The organism is Citrobacter sp. wls829, assembly GCF_005280825.1.
Taxonomy (GTDB): Bacteria; Pseudomonadota; Gammaproteobacteria; order Enterobacterales; family Enterobacteriaceae; genus Citrobacter; species Citrobacter gillenii.
The window spans coordinates 114759-135800 of the sequence record NZ_SZWP01000052.1 but is presented as its reverse complement, the minus strand read 5'-3'; the positions used below and the strand labels follow the sequence as shown (position 1 = coordinate 135800).

Here is a 21042-nt window from a genome sequence, read left to right as displayed (position 1 = left end):
AGTAAATAAAAAATCCACTTAAGAAGGTAGGTGTTACATGTCCGAGCTTAATGAAAAGTTAGCCACAGCCTGGGAAGGTTTTACCAAAGGTGATTGGCAGAATGAAGTAAACGTCCGTGACTTCATTCAGAAAAACTACACTCCGTATGAGGGTGACGAGTCCTTCCTGGCTGGCGCAACTGACGCGACCACCAAGCTGTGGGACAGCGTGATGGAAGGCGTTAAACAGGAAAACCGTACTCACGCGCCTGTTGACTTTGACACCTCCGTTGCTTCTACCATCACTTCTCACGATGCTGGCTACATCAACAAGCAGCTTGAGAAAATCGTTGGTCTGCAGACTGAAGCTCCACTGAAACGTGCGATCATTCCGTTTGGCGGCATCAAAATGGTTGAAGGTTCCTGCAAAGCGTACAATCGCGAACTGGACCCGATGCTGAAAAAAATCTTCACCGAATACCGCAAAACCCACAACCAGGGCGTATTCGATGTTTATACCAAAGACATTCTGAACTGCCGTAAATCCGGTATTCTGACTGGTCTGCCAGATGCGTATGGCCGTGGCCGTATCATCGGTGACTACCGTCGCATTGCGCTGTACGGTATCGACTACCTGATGAAAGACAAGTACGCTCAGTTCGTCTCTCTGCAGTCCGATCTGGAAAATGGCGTAAACCTGGAAGCAACTATCCGTCTGCGTGAAGAAATTGCTGAACAGCACCGCGCACTGGGTCAGATCAAAGAAATGGCGGCTAAATATGGCTGTGATATCTCTGGTCCGGCTACCAACGCTCAGGAAGCTATCCAGTGGACCTACTTCGGCTACCTGGCCGCTGTTAAGTCTCAGAACGGTGCAGCAATGTCCTTCGGTCGTGTATCCACCTTCCTGGATGCATACATCGAACGTGATATCAAAGCAGGCAAAATCACCGAGCAAGACGCTCAGGAAATGATTGACCACCTGGTCATGAAACTGCGTATGGTTCGTTTCCTGCGTACACCTGAATATGATGAACTGTTCTCCGGTGACCCGATTTGGGCAACTGAATCAATCGGCGGTATGGGCGTTGACGGCCGTACTCTGGTTACCAAAAACAGCTTCCGCTTCCTGAACACCCTGTACACCATGGGTCCTTCTCCGGAGCCGAACATCACCGTTCTGTGGTCTGAAAAACTGCCTCTGAACTTCAAGAAATTCGCCGCTAAAGTGTCTATCGATACCTCTTCTCTGCAGTATGAGAACGATGACCTGATGCGTCCGGACTTCAACAACGACGATTACGCTATCGCTTGCTGCGTAAGCCCGATGGTTGTTGGTAAACAAATGCAGTTCTTCGGTGCGCGTGCAAACCTGGCGAAAACCATGCTGTACGCAATCAACGGCGGCGTTGATGAAAAACTGAAAATCCAGGTTGGTCCGAAATCTGAACCAATCAAAAGTGACGTTCTGAACTTCGACGAAGTGATGGAACGTATGGATCACTTTATGGATTGGCTGGCCAAACAGTACGTCACCGCACTGAACGTCATCCACTACATGCACGACAAGTACAGCTACGAAGCCGCTCTGATGGCGCTGCACGACCGTGACGTTGTTCGCACCATGGCGTGTGGTATCGCAGGTCTGTCCGTTGCTGCTGACTCCCTGTCTGCAATCAAATATGCGAAAGTTAAACCGATTCGTGACGAAGACGGTCTGGCTATCGACTTCGAAATCGAAGGCGAATACCCGCAGTTTGGTAACAACGACTCTCGCGTTGATGACATGGCGGTTGACCTGGTAGAACGTTTCATGAAGAAAATTCAGAAACTGACTACTTACCGTAACGCTATCCCGACTCAGTCTGTTCTGACCATCACCTCTAACGTTGTGTATGGTAAGAAAACGGGTAATACCCCAGATGGTCGTCGTGCTGGCGCACCGTTCGGACCGGGTGCTAACCCAATGCACGGCCGTGACCAGAAAGGTGCTGTTGCCTCTCTGACCTCCGTTGCTAAACTGCCGTTTGCTTACGCTAAAGATGGTATCTCTTACACCTTCTCTATTGTTCCGAACGCACTGGGTAAAGACGACGAAGTTCGTAAGACCAACCTGGCAGGCCTGATGGACGGTTACTTCCATCACGAAGCGTCCATCGAAGGTGGTCAGCACCTGAACGTGAACGTCATGAACCGTGAAATGCTGCTGGACGCGATGGAACATCCTGAGAAATATCCTCAGCTGACCATCCGTGTATCGGGTTATGCAGTACGTTTTAACTCCCTGACTAAAGAACAGCAGCAGGATGTTATTACTCGTACTTTCACTCAGACCATGTAATTGGTTTTGACTGAAATCACGCGTTAAATGTCGTACAATAAAGGCTCCACGTAAGTGGGGCCTTTTTAGCAACTAAGTCTCTTTCGTCAGCTATCTATACTTATGGATGACTGCCAAAACAGACTCGACACAGTTAATAACTGTGCACTCACTCTGGCCCCGGATGGGCCACATCTGGAGATACACCGCAATGTCAGTTATTGGTCGCATTCACTCCTTTGAATCCTGTGGCACCGTAGACGGCCCGGGCATCCGCTTTATTACCTTCTTCCAGGGCTGCCTGATGCGCTGCCTGTATTGCCATAACCGTGATACGTGGGACACGCACGGTGGTAAAGAAGTCACCGTCGAAGAATTGATGAAAGAAGTGGTAACCTATCGCCACTTTATGAACGCCTCCGGTGGCGGAGTAACGGCATCCGGTGGTGAGGCTATTCTGCAGGCCGAATTCGTTCGTGACTGGTTCCGCGCCTGTAGAAAAGAAGGTATTCATACCTGTCTCGACACCAACGGTTTTGTCCGCCGCTACGATCCGGTGATTGATGAACTGCTGGAAGTCACCGATCTGGTGATGCTCGACCTCAAACAGATGAACGACGAAATTCACCAGAACCTGGTCGGTGTGTCTAACCATCGTACACTGGAGTTCGCACGCTATCTGTCTAACAAAGACATCAAGGTGTGGATCCGCTACGTCGTCGTACCAGGCTGGTCTGACGATGACGACTCAGCACACCGTCTGGGCGAGTTTACCCGTGATATGGGCAACGTCGAAAAAATCGAATTACTGCCTTACCATGAGTTGGGTAAACACAAATGGGTGGCGATGGGCGAAGAATATAAGCTGGATGGCGTTAAGCCACCGAAGAAAGAAACCATGGATCGCGTGAAAGGTATCCTGGAACAGTATGGTCATAAAGTGATGTATTGAGTTTACATCCTTGTAAAACGGCTGCCTAACATGGTGGCCGTTTTGTTATGTGCACTTACCTCTTCGGCAAACGGGTCACAACACAGGAAAGGACGTCATGCGGTTATTCATCTCAGGAGTGTTACTGTTGTCTGCTCAGGCCGCGAATGCCGCCAGCAACTGCGATATTAATGCCATCATCCAGCACGCCTGGCCGGATGCCAGGACAACGTCGCAAGGCACCATCACTCAAGATAACCGGGTTATTACCACCCACAGTGATTCACCCAAAAGCGCGATTTGCCGCATCTGGCCAGCGCACCCTGAGCTGACGCTGGCCGCTGTACCATTAATGACACAGCAGTATAGCGATTACGATAACGTCGGCGATATGGAGCTTCTGGTGCTCGATTCCACCACACTCGACGTAAAACAACGATTACGCCTGCCAGAGAGAATGAGCGACGATGCCATTCGCATCACCGGCCTGGCACTTGATACCGCTCGCTGGAAGGTTACGCCTGAACAGACCGCATTCGGCTTGCGTATCTCCCGCACCGGCAGTTCTCGGGTCAATCCATTTAGTGAAACGGCACTTTCGCTGTATGTCATCGACAATAATCAGCTCCGGCCAATACTAAACGGTATCGTGCTGGAAAATAGCAGCGGAGAATGGGATGGCAACTGCGAGGGAACCTTCAGCGACAGTAAACGCAGCCTGGCGCTGGATACCGGTTCGCAGAATGGGTATGTTGATATTCGGGTAACCGAGAAAAGCGTGGCATCCACGAGCTATGTTGATGCCAATGAGCAATGCGCAGCGAAAGATAAACCGGGTAAAGCCAACTGGTTACTGCGCTATGACGGTCACCAATATACCATTCCCGACGAACTTGCCCCGCTGTCCTGAGCCGCCAGAAGGAGATAGCCTAGCTATCTCCTTCTTATTATCGCTCGTTTAACTCTTTCTTCTCGCCAGCAGCGGGAAAATTAAGCCCAATCCGACCAGTACAAACGGTGTCACAATGTTCAGCGTCAGCTGGAAAGTCCACTCCGGGGTAAAGGCTTCCATTTTTGGAAAAATCCCGGTGACACAAGCAAATGCAGTGAAGGCAAAACACCATCCTCCGACGGTTAATGCCAGCGTTTTGTTGCGAATAAAGACATATTCTGACTTATATTTCTGCGCCAGCCGTATAACGGCAATAAATGCCACGAACACCCATAAATAACGCAATGGCATAACAACTGAGTTGAGATTCAGCAACCATTTATACAAATTATTCATGTCACCAATACCCAGCGTCGGCAACATAATCAGAATCGCGACTAATACTAACGTCAATATATAACCGTTCACCGGTGTGCCGGACGCATTCGTACGGCACAAACGCGCAGGAATATATCGACTGTCCGCATCACCCAGCAGGACTTTAAGCGGCGCATCGATAGAAAACACCAACGCAGCAATCTGCCCCAGCGTGTTGGCAACCGCATAAATGACCATCAGCGTGTTACCCATCCCGTAATACTCGCCCAGTTTCTGGAAAGCATAATATTGACCATTGGTCATTAAATCATCGGGAATATGCCGGGAGTCAAACATCATCCCCATTGCCAGCGAGCCGAGAATTGCACATACCGCCACCATAATCGCCAGAATCAACATCCCTTTCGGGAATTCTTTGCCTGGATTGCGGGTCTGGTTAACGTAAGGTGAAATTTTTTCCGCGCCACCCACCGCGAAGACCAGCATCGAAATCGTCGTGATATAGGTAAAATCAATATGCGGAATGAACGATTCCCAGGTGATGTTGGTGGTAGCGATCTCAACATCCGTAATTGCCGGCGCGGTTACCGCCATCACGACATACAGAATCGACATCACAAACATCGCAATTCCCGCCACGGAACCCACAATTTTCAGTGACTTCATCCCACGGGATGCAACCCACATGAAGAAGACAAACAGCGCCAGCGTCAGCCCCTGTAACGCCACGACGGTGTATTCTTTAATGAGTGACCCATCCCCCTTCAGCGCCCAGCCCAGGGCAATCAGGATAGCCTGCGGTTTCTGCGCCAGGTAAGGAATATGCACTACCCAGTAAGTCCATGCGGCAAGGTAAGCCAGCCCCGGCCCCATGGTGTGTTTAATCCAGGTACTGACGCCACCTTTCCCCTCTTTAAACGTGGAGCCAAGCTGCCCGACGATCAGTGCGTAAGGGATAAAATAGAGCGCAAAAATAAAAATCCAGGAGGAGACAACGACTAATCCCTGATTAGCATAGTTGTTTACAACGTTGCCAAACCCCCAAACGGTAATAAACGACATCAAGGCGATGTTGTACCATCGCAACTGTTTTTCCTGTGCACCGGCCATACGCGATCCTTCGTGGGGTTATTTTAAATATCAATAAATAAGGCGAGGGATTATGCGCGGTAAAATGAACGGGCGGAAATGGCAGAATGTAAAACTATAACCTTCTGCACAGTTTATTTTTCAGCAAAAATGAGGGGGAATTAAATACGGTGGATTCTCACCAAACATACATAATTTGTATGAATGGAAACCCACCGTAATCGTTAAATAGCTTCAGATATGTGCCACGGAATTGGGCTTGTGTCCTGTTTTACGCAGCAGCATCAGTAAATAAATAAACGACACGCTGGCGATCATGATAAACAACAGGCTATCTGAGAAGTTCTGCATCAGCATCGCGGTAAATGACGGCCCCAGCAGGCTCCCCACGGTATAGCTTAATAACAATGCCTGGTTCATGGCAACCAGTTGATGATGTTCCACTTTTTCGCAGGCCCAGGCCATTGCCACTGGATAGAGCGTAAAACCGGCCGCACCTAACATGAACAACGCAGGGGCCATTGCCGCCTGATTCAGCATCGCAATGCTACCGAGGATCACCACAAAGACCTGAACGCGTAAAACCAGCAGGCGACCTAATTTATCCGCCAGACGACCAATCGGCCATTGTCCCAGAATACCAGCGCTGACCATCACCGCCATCCAGAAACCAATGCTGGCGTTACTGGCCCCCTGATGATTAAGGTACAGCGGCATCAAGCCATACAACGAGCCCAGCACAATACCGGAGATAATGCAGCCATTCACGCCCAGTCGCGCCTGACGAAGTCTCAACATCGATGCTATCGGCGTCAAATGTTGTTCCTCGCTTTGCTGATTCATAATGCGGGTAAAGAGCAGTGGTAATACGCCTGCCAGAATCGTGCCAGTAACCCACGGCAAAACGCTCATGAGATCTGTCGAGACTTTACTGACTAACAGCTGCCCTAAAAACGTTCCCACGTAATAGACCATCATATAGGCAGCCAGTAAGCGTCCGCGGTTACGAGAGGTCCCGCTGCACATCAGCGCGCTTTCCACCACCACCCAAATCATGGCACAGCCGACACCGGCGATAAAACGCCAGGTCATCCAGCTCCAGAATCCCACCATCACACCCAGCCCAATACACCCCACGGCGAAGATAAACGAGGCAATGTAATAGCTGCGGTTGAAGCCAAGATGTCTGATTAAATACCCGGTCAGCAACGTCCCCACCAGATTACCGGTGAAATAAGACGAACTGACCACACCCACCTGCCAGGTCGGGAGATTTTCATGGGCGAGCCAAAGCGGGACGAGCGTGTTTAACACGGCGATCGCCAGGGTCAGCAGCAGTAGCCCGCACAGCAATAGCATAACGGGTCGGGTATAGGTAGACATGAATAAAAACCGTGAGGAAGTTCAAATTTCATGCGCATCATGCCACTGCCAAAAACATTGTCAATCGGCGCAATCAGGGGCCTGAGGCGCTTTCATGACGATCGATTCGTATTACTGATTCTTAATATGAATGGATAAAAAATAGGAAAACACATCTGTTTGTTTTAATTGATCTAAAACAAAATTATCGCGTTTCGTTCAGTCGAAATATTTCATGGATGTATCGCATTTTTTATTTGCCGAATGGCGCCGTTAGCTGCGCCATTCGGCATTCTTTAGGTCAGCTGGCAACCGCCATGCCCACGGTCATATGCAGACCGTAGAACACACCGCGCCCGATCAGCTCACCGACAAGCAGCAAAATAAACGCCACTGACAGTAACGGTACGGCCGGTTGGTAGCCTTTAACCTGCGGCACAACCCAGCAGCACAGCGCCAAAGCCAGTGCCGCAATACGCCACGCCATCAGCGAGCCGTAGTCCGGTACCAATGCAGATGCCTGCTGAACAGAACTGTGAATAGTCGCCAGTTCAGTGCCCTGCATTACCGCCATGATAGCACTCACCACCAGCGCAAATATGGAAATCGCCGGCAGCAGGCGCATTGCCCAGCCGTCTACTCCAGCCACGCGCAGCAGCAGATAACCTAACAGCGGCCCCCCCAAAAACAGCGTCAGGAAGAAGCCCAGCGGCGTCCAGAGGCTGTACCAGGTTGGGATCGTATCAATAGTGTTATACACCCGCACCATCATCCAAACGAAAACCACGCCCAGTACCATAGTGACGATTAGCCACAGAGTACGTAACGCAGACGGCATTTTTTTCAACGTCGCCATCAGCCAGCCGATACCGCCCACCGCGAAGAACAGCGAACCGCTGGCAATTTCGTTACTCAGTGCAGAGGCACCGATGCGGTTAAGGGAGTTAAAAGCACGCATCGGCGATCCCAGGTGCAGCATGGAGGCAATAAAGCCGATGCCCATTAACACCCACAGGCCCAACATACAGGCAACGACGCGCTGCTGTGCGTCGGGACGTAAGCCCCCTTTCATCAATGCCAGCGCCAGAACAATAAAACCGCCAACCACGCACTGCCCGAAGACCGTGAAGATCATCAGCGGCCACTCATGCCATCCACTTCCCATCTTACACCTCCTTCGGATTAGCCAGATAACCCGTGGTATCCCCGGTCGGGCGGCTATTGGCATTAGGTTTGATTACAATGCTGGGTTTGGTGAAATGTGCGCCCGGTAGTGGCGCAACCGCCGCCAGCTCACCGTGTTTTTTGCGCAGTTCATCAATCGGACCAAAATCCAGCGCGCGCAATGGACATGATTCGACGCAAATCGGCTTTTTGCCCTCGGCCACACGGTCGTGGCAGCCATCACACTTGGTCATATGCCCTTTGGCCGCATTGTACTGTGGCGCGCCGTAAGGACAGGCCATATGGCAATAACGACAGCCAATGCACACATCCTCATCGACGACCACAAAACCGTCTTCACGCTTGTGCATCGCGCCACTCGGACATACCTTGGTACACGCCGGGTCTTCACAATGGTTACACGCAATAGACAGGTAATAGGCAAAGACGTTCTGGTGCCAAACGCCGTTGTCTTCTTGCCAGTCGCCACCGACATATTCGTAAATACGGCGGAAGCTGACATCCGGGGTTAAATCTTTGTAGTCTTTGCAGGCCAGTTCGCAGGTTTTGCAACCGGTGCAACGGCTGGAATCAATAAAAAATCCATACTGGGTTGTCATCGGTTACTCCTTACACCTTTTCAACCTGAACAAGGTTCGTATGTGACGGGTTCCCCTTCGCGAGCGGAGAAGGACGCTGGGTCGTCAGCACGTTGATGCAGCCGCCCTGATCCACACGTTTCATATCCGGGTCATACCAGGCTCCCTCACCTAGCGCTACCACGCCCGGCATCATACGCGGCGTCACTTTCGCCTCGATATGCACCTCGCCACGCTCGTTAAAGATGCGTACCTTGTCGCCGTTGCTAATACCGCGTCGTTGCGCGTCCAACGGGTTGATCCACATTTCCTGGCGGCAGGACGCTTTCAGTACATCCACGTTGCCATAGGTCGAGTGAACGCGAGATTTGTAGTGGAAGCCCGTCAACTGCAGTGGGAATTTATCCGCCAGCGGATCGCTTAAACTTTCAAAGCCCGGGGCGTAAACTGGCAATGGATCGATCACATCGTCTTCAGGCAATTCCCAGGTAGCCGCAATGTCTGCCAGCGCCTGAGAATAAATTTCAATTTTGCCCGATGGCGTTGTGAGCGGGTTGGCTTGAGGATCCTCACGGAACGCTTTGTACGCCACATGATGTCCTTCTGGATCGCGCTGTTTAAAGATCCCCTGCTTGCGGAACTCTTCAAACGTAGGCAGTTCAGGTATCGCTTTGCGCGACTGTTCATACAAATGACGCATCCACTCTTCCTGAGTACGGCCTTCCGTAAACTGCTGCTCAACGCCAAGGCGCTTCGCCAGTTCGCTGGTCATTTGGTAGATGGTCTTGCATTCAAAGCGAGGTTTGATGGCCTGATCGGTGAAAATCACATACGACATATTCCCGCAGGAGGCATCCAGCGCGAAGTCCATTTGTTCAGACGCTGTGCAGTCTGGCAGCAAAATATCCGCGTATTTCGCCGAGGACGTCATGTGGCAATCAATGACGACAATCATCTCGCACTTCTTATCATCCTGCAGGATTTCATGCGTGCGGTTGATATCAGAGTGCTGGTTAATCAGACAGTTACCAGCATAGTTCCAGATCATCTTAATGGGCACATCAAGCTTATCTTTACCGCGAACACCGTCACGCAGTGCCGTCATTTCCGGGCCGCGCTCAATGGCGTCCGTCCACATAAACATCGAGATACTGGTTTCAACCGGGTTTTCCAGCGTCGGCATACGTTCAAACGGCAGATCGTAAGAGCCTTCACGCGCACCGCTGTTGCCACCATTAATACCGACGTTACCGGTCAGGATAGCCAACATAGAAATAGCACGGGTGGCAATTTCACCATTGGCGTGACGCTGTGGTCCCCAACCCTGACTGATGTAGGCAGGTTTGGCGCTGCCAATTTCACGTGCCAGCTTAACGATGCGTTCAGCAGGAATACCGGTTATCTGCGCGGCCCATTCCGGGGTCTTCGCGATACCGTCTTTACCCTGACCTAAAATGTAAGCCTTATAGTGGCCATTCTTTGGTGCGCTCGCCGGGAGAGTTTTCTCGTCATACCCCACGCAGTATTTATCGAGGAACGGTTGATCAACCATATTTTCGGTAATCAACACGTACGCCAGGCCATTGACCAGTGCCGCATCGGTGCCCGGACGAATCGGGATCCATTCATCTTCACGACCCGCACCGGTGTCCGTGTAGCGCGGATCGATAATAATCATTCGCGCATTGGATTTCTGCCGTGCCTGTTCAAGGTAATACGTCACCCCGCCACCGCTCATGCGGGTTTCACCAGGGTTATTACCAAACAGAACAACCAGTTTACTGTTTTCGATATCAGACGGACTGTTACCGTCCGCCCAGCCGCCGTAGGTATAGTTCAAACCAGCCGCGATTTGTGCAGAAGAGTAATCCCCGTAGTGGTTCAGATAACCACCACAGCAGTTCATCAGACGAGCGACCAGCGTTTTACCCGGTGGCCATGAGCGTGTCATGGTTCCGCCCAGCGTACCGGTGCCGTAGTTCAGGTAGATAGACTCGTTGCCGTAGTCTTTGATCAGGCGCTGCATGTTGGTGGCGATGATGTCATAGGCCTCATCCCAACTGATGCGCTCAAACTTACCTTCACCGCGCTTACCCACGCGCTTCATTGGGTATTTCAGCCGATCCGGATTATAGACACGACGGCGCATAGAGCGGCCGCGCAGGCAGGCTCTAACCTGGTGCAGGCCATCATAATTGTCATCGCCGGTGTTGTCGGTTTCAACATATTTGATTTCACCGTCCACCACGTGCATACGCAGCGGACAGCGGCTACCGCAGTTCACCGTACAGGCGCTCCAGATCACTTTCTCATTGATCTGCGCCGGATTAATGGCTTCTGCAGCATTGGCAATACGGGTAAATGGCAGGGTAAACGCGCTGCTGGCCATCGCCAGCCCGCCTATCGCCGTCGTTTTGACCAAACCGCGACGACTCACCTCAGCTGCCAGCACGGCATCGGGGATCTTAGTTTTCATAGTGGCTCACTCTGCTGCTCACAATAAATAAACAAACGCTGTATAGATACTTATATATCGATATTATCGTTATACAGACTGATAAATAGTGAATTTGCGTAAAGACAGAGATAAATACTGACTTTCATTCGAAGGTAGTATTACCACTAATGGGGTAAGGGTTATTGTTCGACGTCAAGCAGGCATAAAAAAAGCGCCCGCAGGCGCTTTTTTAGCAGGGAAAGCTAACTTATCCGATGTATTCCAGGCCATTCATATACGGACGAAGTACTTCCGGAACCTGAATGCGGCCATCGGCCTGCTGGTAGTTTTCCATTACGGCAACCAGCGTACGACCAACCGCCAGACCAGAGCCGTTCAGCGTATGCACCAAACGGGTCTTCTTGTCGGACTTGCTGCGGCAACGTGCCTGCATGCGACGCGCCTGGAAATCCCACACGTTGGAGCAGGAAGAGATTTCACGGTAGGTATTTTGCGCCGGGATCCACACTTCCAGATCGTAGGTTTTGCATGCGCCGAAGCCCATGTCACCAGTACACAGAATGATCTTACGGTACGGCAGACCCAGCAACTGAAGGACTTTCTCGGCATGACCGGTCATTTCTTCCAGCGCGTCCATCGAATCTTCAGGACGAACGATCTGCACCATCTCAACTTTATCGAACTGGTGCATACGGATCAGACCACGGGTGTCACGACCATAAGATCCCGCTTCTGAACGGAAGCATGGGGTATGCGCAGTCATTTTGATTGGCAGCGCATCTTCGTCAATGATCTCATCGCGCACCAGGTTGGTCAGCGGAACTTCTGCCGTTGGGATCAGCGCATAGTTGCTGCTGTCGGCTTCTTCGTCCAGCGGACGGGTATGGAACAGATCGCCGGCAAATTTCGGCAACTGACCCGTACCGTACAGCGTGTCATGGTTAACCAGATACGGAACGTAGTTTTCACTGTAGCCATGCTGTTCAGTATGCAGATCCAGCATGAACTGGGACAGCGCACGGTGCATACGCGCAATCTGCCCTTTCATGACCACGAAACGCGAGCCGGTCAGCTTAACAGCGGCGGCAAAATCGAGCCCCGCGTGCATTTCGCCCAGCGTAACGTGATCGCGAACGTCAAAATCAAACTCACGCGGCGTGCCCCAGCGGCTGACTTCGATGTTGTCATTTTCATCTTTACCGACCGGGACTTCGTCCGCTGGCAGGTTAGGAATGGTCAGCGCAATATCGCGAATCTCAGCCTGCAAGGTATCAAGTTCAGCTTTCGCGGCATCCAGCTCTTCGCCCAGTTTGTTCACTTCCAGACGTAAAGACTCGATATCTTCCCCGCGCGCTTTTGCCTGGCCAATGGATTTCGATCGAGAGTTACGCTCTGCCTGCAGATTTTCAGTTTGTACCTGCAGAACTTTACGACGCTCTTCAAGAGCGCGCAGCTTATCTACGTCCAGCTTAAAGCCCCGGCTTGCCAGTTTTTCAGCGACTGCGTCTGGCTCATTACGCAGCAGATTGGGATCGAGCATGCTTATCCTGTGCTTATCGAATTAAAATGGGAGAAAGTGACCACAGCCTGCAGTCACAGGGATACATTGCCAACATTACCGCAACGATCGCGCTAACGGTAGCGTTTTATAGGGCTATTTTGATCCTGTCCGGCAAGCCAGGCGAGCTTTTCGCCAATCTTACCCTCAAGACCTCTGTTTGTCGGGCGATAATAGCGTGTTTGTGCCAGTTCCTGCGGGAAGTACTCTTCGCCGGCAGCATACGCATTCGGCTCGTCGTGCGCGTAGCGATATTCCTGGCCGTAGCCCATTTCTTTCATTAACTTCGTCGGCGCATTACGCAGATGCACGGGTACGTCGTAATCCGGACGATCGCGTGCATCTGCCAACGCCGCTTTATAGGCGGTATACACCGCGTTACTCTTCGGCGCGCAGGCCAAATAAACAATCGCCTGGGCAATCGCCCGCTCACCTTCCGCAGGTCCAACGCGAGTGAAACAATCCCATGCCGAAATCGCCACCTGCATGGCTCGGGGATCGGCATTACCCACGTCTTCAGAAGCGATCGCCAGACAGCGGCGTGCAACATACAGCGGATCGCCCCCAGCCGTAATGATGCGTGCGTACCAGTAGAGGGCCGCATCCGGCGCGCTTCCGCGTACTGATTTATGTAATGCCGAGATAAGATCGTAAAAACGATCGCCTTTATTATCAAAGCGTGCGCTACGCTCTCCGGCAATCTCTGTCAGCAATGTGGGTTGTAAAACGCGTTTTCCGCTGGCGTCGACTTCCGCCATATCGGCCATCATTTCCAGCGTATTTAGTGCCCGACGCGCATCGCCATTCACCAGCTCGGCAATGGCCCGACGGGTTTCATTCGGCAGAACAATATCCTGGCCGCCGTAGCCTCGCGCTTTGTCCGCCATCGCCTGATCCAGTACCTGCTCGATATCGTCGGTAGTGAGCGATTTAAGCAGATAGACGCGCGCACGCGACAGTAATGCCGAGTTCAGTTCAAACGAGGGGTTTTCAGTCGTGGCGCCTATAAACGTAATGGTGCCATCTTCAATATGAGGGAGAAAGGCGTCCTGCTGACTTTTATTAAAGCGGTGGACTTCATCCACAAACAATATAGTGCGCCGACCGGCGTTACGATTCTGACGCGCACGTTCAATCGCTTCACGAATTTCTTTCACACCCGAGGTGACGGCCGAAATGCGTTCAACGTCTGCGTTCGCGTAGCGGGCAATCACCTCAGCAAGAGTCGTTTTACCCGTGCCAGGAGGGCCCCATAAGATCATGGAGTGCAGGTGCCCGGCCTCGATGGCGCGTGGCAAGGGCTTACCTGCAGCCAGCAAATGCTGCTGGCCGATATACTGCGCTAAATTTTCTGGCCGCATACGCGCGGCCAGCGGCTGAAAGGTATTATCAGAAAAATCGAGCGACAGATTACCCACTCACACGCCTCTACTTACGTTGATCGTCTACCGTGACACCCTGCGGAGGGGTAAAGGTGAATTTGGATGGTTCGATTGCGCCATTCTGCTGAGATTTCAGCTGATAGCTACTGCGCTGATCGTCCTGCTCGACGGCGCTAAACTGATGGATAGTGCCGTCGCGTCCCACATTGATGGTGAACTGCTTCAGATTGCCGCTGCTGGTTTTCGGAGTCAACACGAAGTCATCACCGTTTTGCTTGATGTTGTACTGCTGCCAGTCGCTGGACTGGTTGCGCGCAATCAGCATAAACGGCGTATTACCCGTGGCATCTTTCAGCCAGGTTGCCGTGGCCTGCTCGACAAACGGATTAAAGAACCACAGCGTTTTACCGTCGGAGACCAGAATGCTTTCATCAGGCTGTGTCATATGCCAGTTAAACAGGTTCGGACGTTTAACCCACAGGTCGCCCTGACCTTCCTGTACCGCTGCGCCGCTACCATCGGTCACCTTCTGAGTAAAGCTGGCATGGAAGCTACTGACTTTATCCAGACGGCTTTTCAGGTCACTGGCGGCGTCAGCCCAGACGCTGCTCACCACAAAGCTCGACAGTAATGCACAGGTGATTGCGATCTTTTTCATCGTTATTCCTCAAAATTCGTCACTCCCGACGGGGAGATCCCTCTGCTATCCATTCCAGGCCAAAAATCAGCATGAGGAAAGTAGAAAATACTGAATTACTTAACTTTGCAATCAATCGAAGGGCGGCGGCGCCAGCACTTCACGATTACCATTATGCCCTTGCTCACTGACAATCCCCTGCGCTTCCATCTGCTCGATGATACGTGCCGCGCGGTTGTAACCGATGCGGAACTGACGCTGGACGCCGGAGATGGAGGCTTTGCGTTTTTGGGTAACAAAATTCACCGCCTGATCAAACAGCGGATCCAGTTCTTCCCCATTGTCAAAACCACCGCCGCCGCCTTCGCTTTCGCTATCAGAAGTGATGCCCTCAACATATTGCGGACGGCCGCGCGCTTTCCAGTCTTGAACAACGGCATGAACTTCTTCATCACGCACAAAGGCACCGTGTACACGCACCGGAATTGTCGAGTTTGGTGCGGAATAAAGCATATCCCCCATCCCTAACAGTGATTCAGCACCTGACTGATCAAGGATGGTACGCGAATCAATTTTACTCGACACGGTAAAGGCAATACGGGTCGGGATGTTGGCTTTGATAAGCCCGGTAATCACATCAACCGACGGACGCTGGGTCGCCAGAACCAGGTGGATCCCCGCCGCACGCGCTTTTTGCGCCAAACGAGCGATCAGTTCTTCCACCTTTTTACCGACGGTCATCATCAGGTCAGCAAATTCATCGACCAGGACAACGATATAAGGCTCTTTTTTCAGCACCGGATGGGTAACATCCATGCTATCGCCCGGTTTCCAGTACGGGTCCGGGATCGGGCGCCCCATACGATCCGCTTCTGCGATCTTCTCGTTGTAACCCGCCAGATTACGCACGCCCAGCGCTGACATCAGTTTGTAGCGGCGTTCCATTTCATTGACGCTCCAGCGCAACGCGTTGGCAGCATCCTTCATATCTGTAACCACTTCCGTCAACAGATGCGGAATGCCCTCATAAACCGACAACTCGAGCATTTTTGGGTCGATCATAATGAATCGCACATCTTCCGGCTGTGCCTTATACAGCATGCTGAGGATCATAGCATTGACCCCAACAGACTTACCGGAACCCGTGGTACCCGCCACCAGCAGATGCGGCATCTTCGCCAAATCAGCCGTAACCGGTTCGCCGGCAATATCTTTACCGAGCACTACGGTCAGCGGAGAAGGATTATCACGGAATTTCGCGTTATCCAGCACTTCGCGCAGGTAGACGGTCTGACGTTTTTTGTTCGGTAATTCCAACCCAACATACGGTTTACCTGGAATAACCTCCACCACACGAACCGCAGCGGTCGACAGTGAACGCGCCAGGTCTCGGGAGAGGTTAGAAATCCGTGCAGCCTTAACACCCGGAGCCAAATTCAGTTCAAAACGGGTTATCACCGGGCCCGGTGAATAGTTCACCACATCAGCCTTAATACGGAAATCTGCTAAGCGCGCTTCCACCAGTCGCGCCATTTGCTCCAGCGCGAAGGTGTCCACCGGTTCAACTTCACTCGGTGGCGGGGTGAGCAGATCCAGCGATGGCAGCAGCGTGGTTGGACGCTGAACAGGACGGCTGTCGCCATTGCGCATCAATAATGGATGGATCAGGCTATCCTGCGGCTGCGGCGCAACAGGTTGTGGCGCCTGCTGATAATGCTGCTGCGGCGCAACAGGCTGTGGCGCCTGCTGATAATGCTGCTGCGGCACAGGTTCTGGTTCAGGCATAACGCTCGGGGTAAACAGCGGCTCATGCGGGCCATCATCCACCAGTGCTTTCATCGGCGAGAAAGCAAAGTCATCTAACGAGAACGTATTAGCGCCCGCAGGCTGTTCGCCGGAATAGCGCTGCTGCTGGGAAGAGGCAAACTGACGGGCCAACTCCGCTTCTGCTGCAGACTCTTCGTCCTCAATCTGATGCGTATTGTCCTGATACTCTTCACCATAACGATGCTGCTGCGACTGGGCGAACTGACGCGCCAGCTCATCCTGTTGCATCGCTTCAATTTCATCGTCGGTATAATCCGTATCAAGCTGCTCTTCTCGCGCTTTCTCTTCGGCCATACGTTGCGACGGTAGTTTGATACCATATGAAGCCAGCTCACGACGCGTTGGCACACGGACGCGATTTGGACGCGGCAACTGCGGACCAATGCCTTCTTTCACCTGTGGACGCGGCGCACCGCTACCCGCCAGACTAAACACAGGTGCAGCAACAGCAGCGGCCCCAGCGCCCATTGCGGCGTTTTTCACTCCGGCAGCCAGCGGCGCGACGGCCGCGACGGATTCAACCGGCGGTATAGATGCGGCAGTTGGCATTGATGGCATTGACGGTTTAATTCGCTCAGGTTCCTGCAGTGGTTCAGGAATGGGCTGATACCAGGCCGCGAGCTGTTCACGCTCACGCGCGCGCTTTTCTTCCACCTCTTCAAAGTAATAGAGTGGCGGACGCGCCGGTTTCGTCTCTTCCGCAACCGGTTCAGGCTCGACAACCGGCGGTTGCTCAACAACAGGCTCCTGCACGAAAGCAGGCGGCTGCTGATACGCAGGCGGCTGGAATGTGGATTCCTGCTGGTAAGCCGGCTGCGGGTGATAAACAGGATCCGGTGAAGGAACCGGCTGCTGTACCGGCTGTTGCTGCCAGCTTTGTTCTGGAACAGGCGGCTGCCACTGCGGCTGCATTTGCGGCTGCGGAGCTACCGGCTGTTGGTATTGAGGTTCGACAACGGGCGGCACAGCATATTGCGGCTGAGGCTCAACCGGTGCGGGCTGCTGCCACGGCTCATAAGGCTGTGCCGTCGGTTGAGTATATTGTGCAGGCTGCGGATAACCTTCGTAGGCAGGAGTCACAACCGGCTCAGCCACCTGTGGCGCTGGCACAGGTTGCCATGCAGCAGTCGGTGCAGGCTGAACAGGAATGCCACCGGAAACCAGCGGAGCTTGCATTAAAGGATCGGCTGGCGCACTCCAGGCCTGCGCGGTCGCCGTGGCTGCTGCGGCGGCTGTCACAGGCTCAGTCACCGAGTGACCACTTAGCAGCGGGTCGAACTCATCATATTCAGGCAGCGTCGCGCGATTACCCGAGAACAGAACATCATTCGGATCGGCGGCAACACCACGGGCGCTGTATTCAATTTCATCTTCGTCATCCATCCGTTTACCGGAGAACAGCGCAGCATCGGTATGACGACCAAGCGGATTGGTAAACTTCTCGGCCAGCCGCTTACGACGTGCTAATGCCCCACGAAGAATACGCGCCCGGCGTGATTCATGCGGTTTTCCTTCGGCGATGTCGACGGACTCTTCATCGTCTTCATATTCTTCGTCATCGACCCAGGTATCGTCACGACGAGTGCGGTTACTGGCAAAGGTCAGGATATTGAGTAACCAGCCGCCCAGTTTTTCCGCAATGCTCACCCATGACCAACCGGTAAACAACGTCAGACCTGCCGCCCAGATGCACAATAGTGTGAGTGTTCCCCCGCTGCTATGCAGCAGAGGTTGTAGCGTGGTACTGAGCAGACTGCCAATCACGCCGCCAGACGCGAAATACCAGATATCATCGGCATTGATTGCCGCCAGTCCGCAAGAGGTGAGAATGAGCGCCAGAACGCCAATGATGCGCAGCGATACGGCGAAATAGTCAACGTACTCGTCACTGGCCTGATGTCGCCAGGTAAACCAACAGCCCCCAACAATGATCACAGGCAGGGTGTAGGCCATGATGCCAAAAATAAAGAACAGCGTGTCCGCCAACCATGCTCCGGGTATTCCCCCAAGATTGTGGATAGGCTCGTGCCACGCGGTTTGCGACCAGCTGGGATCCGAAGGGTTAAAGCTGAGTAAGGCAGCCATCAACCAGACGGCAAAAAGGGCAATAAGGATCAGTAGCGCTTCCAGAAGTCGGCGCCCGCTGCTTAACTTCGTCAATGTGACGTCTTTGTCTTCAGTGTATTCCTGGCTCAAAAACGGCTCTCCAGGTTTCAGGCTTTTCCTGCCCGATGCTAAAACGGACAACAGCACCGGGTTGCCCCGGCACTGTTGCTGTATGGATTAACAGGAGTGTAATCAAACTACGTCGATTTTGCACCTGTTCCGTGTTAGCGCGTCTTAATTACCAGACGATTGCTCTGTTTAACTTCTTCCATTACCACGTAAGTACGTGTGTCATTCACGCCAGGCAGACGCAGCAGGGTTTCCCCCAATAGCTTGCGGTATGCTGACATATCCGGTACGCGTGTTTTCAGCAGGTAGTCGAAATCACCGGAAACCAAATGACACTCTTGAATTTCTTCAAGTTTTTGCACTGCAGTGTTGAACTGCTCAAAGACATCCGGTGCGCCACGATTCAGAGTAATCTCAACAAAAACCAGAAGTGATGCATCCAGATAATGCGGGTTTAACAGCGCCGTATAGCCCTGAATAAATCCCTGTCTTTCTAACCGACGCACACGCTCAAGGCAGGGCGTTGGTGAAAGTCCCACTCGTTTAGAAAGCTCGACGTTAGAAATACGCCCATCCTTTTGCAGCTCATTAAGAATGTTACGATCGATACGGTCGAGATCTTTGCCAGGGCGCTTCTTACTATCTACCATTATTATTGTCTCTCTGTATTCCTTCCCTACTCCTGCCTGACCCTTCTAACATCACTGTTCAGAGTCGCTACCCATCACAATACCCGAAACCCAGAGGGATTTACGGTGTGAAATGTCTGGGTTTATGGTGAGAAGACCGTTGCCTGTCGGCGGCTATCGACATCACGAATGGCATCTGTCCACACCATGCGTAGATTTCGCTAACTCGGTAAACATGGTATCTGGATGCATGATTATGCAGCACACACACGACACAGTTTTTTTCTTCCTTGAATGTTTTCGCAAAACAGCAGGGGATTGTCAAAGCAAAACATCGATTTTTAGTACAACATGCCAGTTATTCATTGGGAGTGATGGAAAATCGTCATTTTATCGCCTTATAACTGGCCGATTTTAAGTAGAAATCGTTATGTCCCGTCATACTTCATGTTACCTGTGCGTTGGTTGACGTCCGTGCCGCCTGTCTGACCGATCATCGACTCCCGCTATTGCACAAATTGTTAACAAAATTTCCATACTCTTTTTTTACGCCTGCAAATTCCCTACAATCCAGTTCATTGCCTGCCAACAACTATGGGGATCTCATGGGCACGACCAAACACAGTAAACTTCTTATTCTGGGTTCAGGCCCTGCCGGGTATACCGCTGCGGTCTATGCTGCACGCGCAAACCTGCAACCGGTACTGATTACCGGTATGGAAAAAGGGGGTCAGTTGACCACGACGACGGAAGTCGAAAACTGGCCTGGCGACCCGCACGATCTTACGGGCCCACTGCTGATGGAACGTATGCATGAGCATGCGACAAAATTTGAGACGGAAATCATTTTTGATCACATCAGCAAGGTTGATCTGCAGAACCGTCCGTTCCGTCTGACCGGCGACAGCGGCGAGTACACCTGCGATGCGTTGATTATCGCCACCGGCGCTTCCGCTCGCTACCTTGGCTTACCGTCTGAAGAAGCGTTTAAAGGTCGCGGTGTTTCTGCCTGTGCGACCTGTGACGGTTTCTTCTATCGCAACCAGAAGGTAGCGGTTATCGGCGGTGGCAACACGGCTGTAGAAGAAGCGTTGTATCTGGCGAATATCGCCTCTGAAGTGCATTTGATTCACCGTCGCGACAGCTTCCGTGCAGAAAAAATCCTTATCAAGCGCCTGATGGATAAAGTCGAAAACGGCAACATCGTGCTGCACACGCACCGTACGCTGGAAGAAGTGACCGGCGATCAGATGGGCGTCACTGGACTGCGTCTGCGTGATACCCAAAACACCGATAACGTCGAGTCTCTGGACGTTGCAGGACTGTTTGTCGCCATTGGTCACAGCCCGAACACCGCGATTTTTGAAGGCCAGCTTGAGCTGGAAAACGGCTACATCAAGGTTCAGTCCGGCATTCACGGTAATGCGACGCAAACCAGCATTCCAGGCGTGTTCGCGGCCGGTGACGTGATGGACCATATTTATCGCCAGGCGATTACCTCTGCAGGTACGGGTTGTATGGCAGCCCTTGATGCAGAGCGTTATCTCGACGGTCTGGCTGACGCCTGCAAATAAGTTTTACAAATCAGTAACAAAAGTAAAAAAGGCGACTATCAGTCGCCTTTATTTTTGCCCCGTTGTAACATTGTCCTGCCTAAAAATT

The 21042-nt window shown here is 52.3% G+C and carries 14 protein-coding genes; 4 read left to right on the top strand and 10 right to left on the bottom strand.

All coding sequences use genetic code 11. The features are described from left to right. Window positions 1–37 precede the first annotated feature (37 nt). From pflB to FDW88_RS08430, 3 genes are all read left to right on the top strand, one after another. Window positions 38–2320: a formate C-acetyltransferase gene (gene pflB / locus FDW88_RS08440; RefSeq protein WP_096757685.1), complete on the top strand. Its 2283-nt coding sequence runs from the start codon at window positions 38–40 to the stop codon at window positions 2318–2320. A 190-nt stretch (window positions 2321–2510) separates the two neighbouring features. Then, window positions 2511–3251, top strand: a complete 741-nt coding sequence (gene pflA, locus FDW88_RS08435) for a pyruvate formate lyase 1-activating protein (protein WP_096757686.1) — start codon at window positions 2511–2513, stop codon at window positions 3249–3251. A gap of 97 nt (window positions 3252–3348) precedes the next feature. Next, a complete protein-coding gene (locus tag FDW88_RS08430) occupies window positions 3349–4140 on the top strand; it encodes a hypothetical protein (RefSeq protein ID WP_164496606.1) in 792 nt (263 codons plus the stop codon). A 48-nt stretch (window positions 4141–4188) separates the two neighbouring features. Here FDW88_RS08430 and FDW88_RS08425 read toward each other — a convergent pair whose 3' ends face one another. From FDW88_RS08425 to lrp, 10 genes are all read right to left on the bottom strand, one after another. After that, window positions 4189–5610 (bottom strand): APC family permease, encoded by a 1422-nt coding sequence (locus FDW88_RS08425; protein ID WP_096757687.1) that lies wholly within the window; start codon window positions 5608–5610, stop codon window positions 4189–4191. 213 nt (window positions 5611–5823) lie between these two features. Further along, window positions 5824–6972, bottom strand: coding sequence for an MFS transporter (locus FDW88_RS08420; RefSeq protein ID WP_137362370.1), 1149 nt, complete (start codon window positions 6970–6972; stop codon window positions 5824–5826). A 280-nt stretch (window positions 6973–7252) separates the two neighbouring features. Next, window positions 7253–8116, bottom strand: coding sequence for a dimethyl sulfoxide reductase anchor subunit family protein (locus FDW88_RS08415; RefSeq protein WP_115258946.1), 864 nt, complete (start codon window positions 8114–8116; stop codon window positions 7253–7255). Window position 8117: 1 nt separating this feature from the next. Continuing rightward, window positions 8118–8735, bottom strand: a complete 618-nt coding sequence (gene dmsB / locus FDW88_RS08410; protein ID WP_137362369.1) for a dimethylsulfoxide reductase iron-sulfur subunit DmsB — start codon at window positions 8733–8735, stop codon at window positions 8118–8120. A gap of 10 nt (window positions 8736–8745) precedes the next feature. Beyond that, a complete protein-coding gene (dmsA, locus tag FDW88_RS08405) occupies window positions 8746–11190 on the bottom strand; it encodes a dimethylsulfoxide reductase subunit A (RefSeq protein WP_117341707.1) in 2445 nt (814 codons plus the stop codon). Between the two features lie 229 nt (window positions 11191–11419). Beyond that, a complete protein-coding gene (gene serS, locus FDW88_RS08400) occupies window positions 11420–12712 on the bottom strand; it encodes a serine--tRNA ligase (protein WP_096757692.1) in 1293 nt (430 codons plus the stop codon). A 92-nt stretch (window positions 12713–12804) separates the two neighbouring features. After that, entirely contained in the window at window positions 12805–14148 is a 1344-nt protein-coding gene (gene rarA, locus FDW88_RS08395) for a replication-associated recombination protein RarA (protein ID WP_096757693.1), read from the bottom strand. Window positions 14149–14158: 10 nt separating this feature from the next. Continuing rightward, a complete protein-coding gene (lolA, locus tag FDW88_RS08390) occupies window positions 14159–14770 on the bottom strand; it encodes an outer membrane lipoprotein chaperone LolA (protein WP_096757694.1) in 612 nt (203 codons plus the stop codon). A gap of 111 nt (window positions 14771–14881) precedes the next feature. Beyond that, entirely contained in the window at window positions 14882–18772 is a 3891-nt protein-coding gene (locus FDW88_RS08385; protein WP_137362368.1) for a DNA translocase FtsK, read from the bottom strand. A 134-nt stretch (window positions 18773–18906) separates the two neighbouring features. Beyond that, window positions 18907–19401, bottom strand: a complete 495-nt coding sequence (gene lrp / locus FDW88_RS08380) for a leucine-responsive transcriptional regulator Lrp (protein ID WP_000228473.1) — start codon at window positions 19399–19401, stop codon at window positions 18907–18909. A gap of 584 nt (window positions 19402–19985) precedes the next feature. Here lrp and trxB point away from each other — a divergent pair. Next, the gene (trxB, locus tag FDW88_RS08375; RefSeq protein WP_096757696.1) at window positions 19986–20954 is read left to right on the top strand and encodes a thioredoxin-disulfide reductase; all 969 of its coding nucleotides are present in this window, start codon (window positions 19986–19988) and stop codon (window positions 20952–20954) included. The last annotated feature ends 88 nt before the right edge of the window (window positions 20955–21042 follow it).